Source organism: Arthrobacter gyeryongensis (assembly GCF_039543785.1).
GTDB classification, from domain to species: Bacteria; Actinomycetota; Actinomycetes; order Actinomycetales; family Micrococcaceae; genus Arthrobacter; species Arthrobacter gyeryongensis.
This window is the reverse complement of the sequence record NZ_BAABKK010000038.1, coordinates 263,256-270,506: the sequence shown is the minus strand read 5'-3', so window position 1 is coordinate 270,506 and position 7,251 is coordinate 263,256. Positions and strand designations below refer to the sequence as shown.

At 56.7% G+C, this 7,251-nt stretch carries 6 protein-coding genes; 1 reads left to right on the top strand and 5 read right to left on the bottom strand.

The genetic code is table 11. The features are described from left to right. The first annotated feature begins 739 nt into the window (after positions 1-739). Positions 740-1,399 carry a ParA family protein gene (locus ABEA18_RS24045; protein WP_234754206.1) on the top strand — a complete coding sequence of 220 codons (660 nt, stop codon included), beginning with the start codon at positions 740-742 and terminating at the stop codon, positions 1,397-1,399. Between the two features lie 667 nt (positions 1,400-2,066). Here the strand turns inward: ABEA18_RS24045 and ABEA18_RS24040 are convergent. From ABEA18_RS24040 to ABEA18_RS24020, 5 genes are all read right to left on the bottom strand, one after another. Continuing rightward, positions 2,067-3,914, bottom strand: coding sequence for a MarR family transcriptional regulator (locus ABEA18_RS24040; protein WP_345453792.1), 1,848 nt, complete (start codon positions 3,912-3,914; stop codon positions 2,067-2,069). 160 nt (positions 3,915-4,074) lie between these two features. Further along, the gene (locus ABEA18_RS24035) at positions 4,075-4,311 is read right to left on the bottom strand and encodes a hypothetical protein (RefSeq protein ID WP_234754203.1); all 237 of its coding nucleotides are present in this window, start codon (positions 4,309-4,311) and stop codon (positions 4,075-4,077) included. Positions 4,312-4,718: 407 nt separating this feature from the next. Further along, positions 4,719-5,906, bottom strand: coding sequence for an alpha/beta hydrolase family protein (locus ABEA18_RS24030; RefSeq protein WP_345453789.1), 1,188 nt, complete (start codon positions 5,904-5,906; stop codon positions 4,719-4,721). A 12-nt stretch (positions 5,907-5,918) separates the two neighbouring features. Further along, positions 5,919-6,854, bottom strand: a complete 936-nt coding sequence (locus ABEA18_RS24025) for a hypothetical protein (RefSeq protein ID WP_345453787.1) — start codon at positions 6,852-6,854, stop codon at positions 5,919-5,921. Next, the gene (locus tag ABEA18_RS24020; protein WP_345453784.1) at positions 6,851-7,210 is read right to left on the bottom strand and encodes a hypothetical protein; all 360 of its coding nucleotides are present in this window, start codon (positions 7,208-7,210) and stop codon (positions 6,851-6,853) included. The genes ABEA18_RS24025 and ABEA18_RS24020 overlap by 4 nt, the downstream gene beginning before the upstream one ends. Between the last annotated feature and the right edge of the window lie 41 nt (positions 7,211-7,251).

Here is a 7,251-nt window from a genome sequence, read left to right as displayed (position 1 = left end):
CCCCCGTTACTTCTAGACTTCCAGACATCGGCACATCCAGACTCTGTTACTTACAGACCACCAGACCCGCAAGTCCGGAAGGCGGGGGAGCCGGGGGAGCGGATGGTATGCAGCCGCGAACAACCCCGGGCAACACGTTACGGAAGTCCGAACCTCCGGTACTTCCAGACTCTGCGACTCTGTAACTCTGTAACTCTGTAACTCTGTACACGACAGGCCACTCCTCGCCGCAGCCGTAAATCACAGACTCCGGACCCCGTTACTTACAGAAGTCCCGACCCACTAGTCCCGAAGCCAGGGAGTCAGGAACGAACCAAAATACGGCAGGCCCTGGTCGCAGACCTCCGAAGTCCGGGGAGTCCAGACCTCCGGTACTTCCAGACTCCGCGAGTCTGGAAGTGCGCCCTCATAAGGCCGCAATCGAAAGTTACGGCTCGATCCGCCGGAGAGCGCCGCCCGGTTGCCTGAATCGTGGAGGGTGTCGGATTGGACACCGTGCTACTAACAGACTTACAGAGCTACGAAGTCACGAAGTCGCTGACTCTGTGCATCTACGGCGATTCTTCCGCTTGCGGGGGAGTGCGGCTGGTAATTTAGCCATAGCGCTTGCCGGCGACTGGATACGGATGTTCTCCGCATTGAATCGAGCTGACCCCTTTTCTCGGGTCGAGCAGCTTTGGTCAGGTAGTAACCCGTCACCGGTCCGAGTGCCATGGAAACCAAAATTAAGGAAGCACTCATGAGGGTCGTAGCTGTCGTCAACCAAAAAGGGGGCGCGGGGAAAACCACCACTGTGATGAATCTTGCCGCCGTTGCCGCACAAAGCTCGAAAGTGCTTGTGGTCGACGCCGACCCGCAAGCATCAGTAACGATGTGGGCAACCAATGCAGAGGAACTCCCCGAAAAGGAGCAGCTCCAGTTCGACGTGGCGACTGAGACCGACCCTGAAGCTCTCACGCAAATGCGTGATCTCGACTACGACACGGTCTTCGTGGACACCCCAGGCAACCTGGAAAATATACAAGTACTCAAAGCCATAGTTAGCCAGTCAGACTTCATTGTGATGCCCACAGAAGCGACTCCATTGGCCCTACTGCCTCTCGTTTACACGTTCGAAAAGATAGTTCAGCCCTTCGGTCTGGACTACAGAGTAGTGATCACCAAGGCAGATTCGCGTTCCCCACAAGATGCACTGGACGCACAGGAAATGTTGCGAGAACAGGGAATCCTTGTATGTAACTCGTTTGTGCGAGCGTACAAGGCACACGAACGAGCCCCCATGTACGGGACAGTGGTCACTTCATACGAGAAGACCCGCAACTCCGAGAAAGCAACTATGGATTACAAAGACGTCGCCCTGGAACTGTTTAGTCTCTGGGCCCAGACCAGGAAGGGCTGACCTTCATGGCGCTCAAAGGTGGATTCAAGAACTTCGCCAACCAAACCCGTGAGATCAAGGATGCACCTCCCATTGATCTAGGTAGTGAAGCACCCGTCCTGCATATTGTCCATGAGGCCGCTGCTCTACATGATGGCTCGAAAACACGCTCGACGACTCAAGCTGCCACTTCTCCGCCCGCTCCTGAGCCCGCATCAGTCGAGTCAACTGGGGGAGCGGAGTCCGAGGTTGCGCCCAAAATCGAGAGCGCTCCTGCGAAAACCGCTTCCACCCCAAGCGTAGACGAGGTTAAGGATCCTGGTGTTTCGGGCCATACCCATTACACGGAGCTAGTCCGCAAGGAATTGCGGCTGCATGCGGGCCAAGCCGACGAGCTGACACTGCTCGCTTCTAAAGTTCAACGCGCCCGTAAGGAAAAGGGGGAGCGGATCACTGATAACACGCTAATTCGTGTTGCTGTAGACCTCTTGCTGGAGCGACAGAATGAGCTCGTAGGTTCCACAGAGGATGAGCTTCGACTTGCCTTGGGCCTAACACCACGCGCTTAAACAAAAGTAGTATGTTCTCTTTCCGTGGACAGACGACAAGCTTAATTCCAGTTTGGATCGGAATTGCGTACTCTGTGAGTCCGTGATTGACGGACTCACAGAGTACCGGACTACTGGGATCATCCTGTCCGTGAGAACGCCATGTCCGCCAGTGCCCACTCTTCCGGCGGACCCTCATATACCTCCCACGGATAGTCCTCACCGGGGGAGAGGAGCTCCGCGACGGTGTTGACGTTCTTGGACAGCCATTCTTTCCAAAGGATTCGTTCGATCCGGTAGCGCTGCAGCTGCGCCGCGACGGCTTCCATAACCCCGAAGTGCTCTGCGAGGACTTGAAGTGAAGTCGATGCCACCACCGACCAGGCCCGTGCCTTATTCCGGGAAATCATGTTCCAAGCGGCCATCACTTCAAGCGATTCACTGACGGATGTCCTGGAGAGCCTGGTCAGCTTGACGATTTCAGAAGTTGACAGATCGGGGGAGTGTTCAAGTGCTTCGTACACGAAGGCTGCAGGGAGTCCCAGTTCCCTGAAGACCGGGCGAAGCGCATGAACCTTACCCTTACGCCAAGCTAGGTCTTCGGCAACGGCCTTTACCTCCTCCGGCACGGACAGCATATAGAGATCGCCTTTGGTCCCGCGGCCCTGTTCAACAAGAGTCACCAAAGGGTCTTCCTCGCTGCGGAGTGCTCTGAGGTGTGATCCGACCGTAGTGTGATCCAAGCCGGTGGCCACCGCAATGGACCGGTCACCAAATTCAATGAATCGGGACCCTGTCATGTGCGCAGCCTCCCCCAGAGACCTCAACACCATCCTCCTAGCGAGCCCGGTTCGTGAATCAGTGTAGGCATGTTCTTTCAAACGCACTGCGTTTCGCCAAGTTCGGATGAATTGATGCTCCGCATCAGGATTCGATGAGATTGAAGCCCCTTGTAGTACAGGGGGCTGTGTAGTTGGCTGGCTTGTGGGGGATTTACGAGCATTGTTCTTTCCGTCCCTCGACCCGAGATTTTTGCTCAAATATGTAACCGCATTCAGCCAGTCCCTGCGCAATGCTGGGACACGCTGACGGGAGGCATAGCGGGCGTAGAAGGAGGCCAGTCCGGGCCAAGTCCCCTGCATCATCCGGCGTTCTACATCGACGAGTTCCATGCCGGCGGCCGCGGCCCCGGTGACAATGGCCTGTCGTGCCTCCGAATCGGAGGCATACCGGTTGGTGTCGTATAACCCTGTCTGGGCCATGAGCTGCATGGTCCGGGACATCCGCCCAGCCGGTTGGTGGAGTCGGGGCGTCTCGGCGGTGGCCGGTGTAATCGTGCCTTCGAGACGGAGTGCCCTGACCGCTCTGATCTCTCCCGCTAGGTCGGCCTTCATGGCCGCCCAAACGGTGGCCGGGTTGGGCCGTCGGGCAACGTCGTAAGCCACTGACAATGACATGGCGAGCACCTGGTGCCCGCCACCCTTGTGGGGGGATCCGGGTGTTCGCATGCAGCCATGCAGGAGGTTTTGGTGCGGGGTCTTGTCCAGGGTCCGATACCGGGTGCCCAGCGCCTCGACAAGATCACGCGCTTCAGAAAAGGTGACCCGCTGCTCGAGCGGGATGTAGACGTGCCGGCCGCCATTGGGCGAGAAATCCTCAATCCACCGCGCACTGACCGAATGCAGCCACTTCTGGACGGCACGGACGTCCGCTTCGACCCAGTCAATACCAGCGACGGAGGAGTCAAAGTCAAGGAAAATAGCACCGCAGGTGCCGTCTTTGCCGAAAATCCGCACGGCGGCGGGAAAGGACGGAAGCGCTCTCGTGAGAGCACGTTCATGTTTTTGCGGGTAGGACCTTCCGCCGTCGCGGGAAAGGCGGACGCGGGGTTGCCCGGCAAGCAGAAGAGCTAGTGCGGCCCAGGCCTCGGCAGGACTGCAAAATGCATGCGGCGCGCCCGGACTCTGTGAGTCTGTGCATGCGCGCATCTCGTGGGGTACGATGATGCTATTCCTTTCAAGGGATAGGAAGATGCCCGGACCGTAAGGCCCGAGTTGATTCTCAAGGACTCTCTACCTCGTCGCCGGCAAGCAAAAAAGGTAGTGAGTCAAATGCTTAGAAGGCCCGCCTCGTGCGGGCCTTCCTCATTTAAGAGGCGATGCGGCCAATGGGCAGCTCCTCCTGAAACTTGTGGTGGTCATGGCGCTCTAGATCGACCTCAAGCTGCTTTGCGACAACCGAAGCCACGTAGTCCGTGATCGTGACGCCCTCAGCTTCGGCGACCTGGGCGACTTGGTCAGCCATCTCGGCAGGCACGCGAAAGCCAATGTACTTGCGGAGGCCCTTGCTTGGACGCCCGCCTCCCCGATGTGCAACAGCAGTCATGTGTCATGTCCTTTGAATCTCGTACAGACTGTCTTCACCTGTACTGGCTTCAGCGCTGTAAATCGTTAGTTCCTTCAACAGGTTTTGGTTACTGTTTTAGGTTCCTCTGAACCTAACATTCAGGGGGCCTCGTGGAGTGGATTTGGTTACTGTAACTAGGCGGCGTGTCGCCTAGTTACATTGAAGTTCCATCTCGGGCAGGCGTAGTCGTGAATATCCTGTGCTTGTGTCGAGCCGTCGACCGTCCCTGGAACGCCGGCGACCAGCGAGGCAGCGCAAATTATCACGGCGTGTCGCACTTTCCTGCTCAGTGATTCTCACAATTCACTCCTAGTCGGCGGTGCATCAAACGGACCTCATTAGTGATACTAGTGCACTTGCACTACATTTCGCCTGTTGCACTGCATCTACGGCGTGTAGGTTGATCCTGGCGTGGCTTCTGTCGGCGTGGCAGCGTTGTCACGCAAGGCCTCCTGCCCCTTGATCCAGGCAGCGACCTCATCTTCAAACCTTCTGGGCGAAGAGTTCCATTCGCATTGGTGGGGGACGGCTGGGAACTCCTTGAGCGTTACCTTTTCTGGATTGGAGGTAGCGAACTCATCCGAGAGCGAATAGGGCACTTCTGTGTCGCCGCGTGAATGGAGTACCAGCGCAGGAGTGTTCAGGCGGCCAGGTGCATGAGTCCAGTCAAGGTTTTCAAAATTTACGGGTTTGGTGAGCGAGGCGAGGCGGCTGAGCAGGGGCGTTGAGAGGATCTTTGGGACGATCTTTGCGAGCGTTCGGGGGAGGCCCGCTGTCCGTGCGTTCTCGGCGATGACTGCCTCTGTGTTGGGTCCTGGTGAAACCAGGACCAGGCCGGCGATTAGGTGCCGGTACTTGGCGGTTTCGGTGAGAAGTAGTGAGATTGTTGCACCCATTGACCAACCGAACAGATAGAGCGCTTTTGCGCCGTGTTCGGCTGCATAAGTTAGTGCCTTTTCAACGTCGTCCGCTTCCAGGCTGCCGTAGTGGCAGACCTGTCCTTGGGCATGATTCTCGGCGTCTCCGAAGTAGGACGGGACCAGCGAGGTCATGCCTAGGTTCGTCGCTGATTCAACACTGCGAAGCATCGAGTAGCGAGAAGAGCGGAGTCCGTGCACGTGGATAGCCCAGACATCAGGTGATGGATGCTCGGGATGGAAAATCCACGCGGGAAGTTCACCCTCAAAGGTCCCGAGACTGACTTCTTCAAAGTCAAGGTTGAGTTTTTCCGGTGACACAATCACTTGGCCGGTCCAGCTACCACGTATCTTGCCTGCCTCCAGGGACCCGGTCCATTCAATTATCTCCCGGGTCACTTCAGACGATTCAGGGTTTTCGGATGCTACTGCTCCTACAACGATATGAACGCTGGGCAGAAGGAGCCCGTAAGTACCGGGAGCCCTGGTTCTCGGATCTGCTTGCAGTGTCACTTCGCGACAGTCGGCGGAGATCGTAAGATCCCGTTTTTTGGGTTCCTTCCAGGCAGTCATTTTCTGCCCAAGGGCCGCCGCTGCAATGACCGGAAGCGACAAAGCAGCGAGGGCTGTTGCGATGATCCAGGGTGTCGGAGCCATACGTGGAAATCCTTACGTTGAGGACGTGAGCGGGAATTCAGTGAGAAGCACATCGGTCCGATGTGTAAGAGCCAATTCCGAATCGTCCACGACGAATTCGCCTAGCGTCATGAGGTCTCGGATCAGGATGAGCGTTTGGTAGCAGATGATCTTCGGGTCCCTCAGCGCAGCGGCAACACTGGGCTTCTCTGTGACTGTCCGCCCAAGAATTCCCCGCAGCCTTAGTGCGTAATAGAGGAACGCCCAGTACTTGCGCAGCGATTGGATGGAACCCCTGAGAAACCCGATGCAGAGGATGATGGCTCCGGTGAAAAAAGCCGCCACATATGAGGAGTAAAGCAGGACGGAGGCTTGAGTACTCACGGCGTTCAGGTGCTGCAGCCATAGAAGGCAGATGTCGACGGTGTTGCCCAGGGTGACCAGGAAGAAGCCGGCTATGAAGACTTTGGATCGCTGTGGTGAATCAAGGACTGCCATAAGTGAGAGCAGGGAGATAATCGCGACGGTAGACAGATAGATAGAGAGATACAGGGCTGTCCACGGTTGATAAATCAGTGCTGCAATGAACGCCTCTACAGAGGTAAATCTTTCCTGTTCCCCTGTAATCAGGCTGAACGCGGCCGAGTAAGAGGCGATGCCAAGCATCAGGTAGAGGCTGTAGTGACGGGGCCTAGTTTTGGACGTGTGGATGAGGATGGCCTGATACATGAAGTGGAAAGACAAGGTCGTCGATATCGCACCCAGCAGGTTCCAGTAACCTCTGGATCCCATCACAGCGTCGATTGCTTGGACAGGCACCACGAAGCCAAGACACATGACAGCCACAAGGCCAAAGGCGCCGGCCAGCCATCCCGGCCGGGATGGCTTCGCCCTCAACGCGTATGGGCCCCGAACGACGAGAATGAACGCGGTCAGATAGAGCATCAAAGTCGAGAGTTCCCTCATCATCCGAATGCCTGGCTGTTGCGAGTTTTGCGGCTGATAAGAGAAGTAATCTTGTAGGCAAGAAACTCGGCTTCGCGCTCAGTCTCGTTCCAAAGCAGCTGGTCCACCGCGCCGGACTCAAGCTGTGTTCCTGGGCGATCGCACATTCGGTGTCCGCAAAGAAGATGGCCGAGTTCATGAAAAAGACTATGCATCTGATACGCGTGCGGATCGATGCCACGGAAGACGATGACTACAAATTCAGGCGTCACGGCGAAGCCGCCGGTAGTCATTTTGAATCTGTCGTCCACAGTCGGTTCGAGAAAGATCGGCTTCCGTATGACGGTTGATACGGCTTCTACCACTTCGCATGCGGTCATACCTGGAGCCAAATGAATCTCCGAGAGAGCAGCTGCTGTTG

Bases quoted from the DNA above. Each gene is read 5' to 3' on its own strand.
- ABEA18_RS24040 (WP_345453792.1), bottom strand. From the start codon at position 3,914: ATGCGCGCATGCACAGACTCACAGAGTCCGGGCGCGCCGCATGCATTT.
- ABEA18_RS24025 (WP_345453787.1), bottom strand. From the start codon at position 6,854: ATGATGAGGGAACTCTCGACTTTGATGCTCTATCTGACCGCGTTCATT.
- ABEA18_RS24035 (WP_234754203.1), bottom strand. From the start codon at position 4,311: ATGACTGCTGTTGCACATCGGGGAGGCGGGCGTCCAAGCAAGGGCCTC.
- ABEA18_RS24045 (WP_234754206.1), top strand. From the start codon at position 740: ATGAGGGTCGTAGCTGTCGTCAACCAAAAAGGGGGCGCGGGGAAAACC.
- ABEA18_RS24030 (WP_345453789.1), bottom strand. From the start codon at position 5,906: ATGGCTCCGACACCCTGGATCATCGCAACAGCCCTCGCTGCTTTGTCG.
- ABEA18_RS24020 (WP_345453784.1), bottom strand. From the start codon at position 7,210: ATGACCGCATGCGAAGTGGTAGAAGCCGTATCAACCGTCATACGGAAG.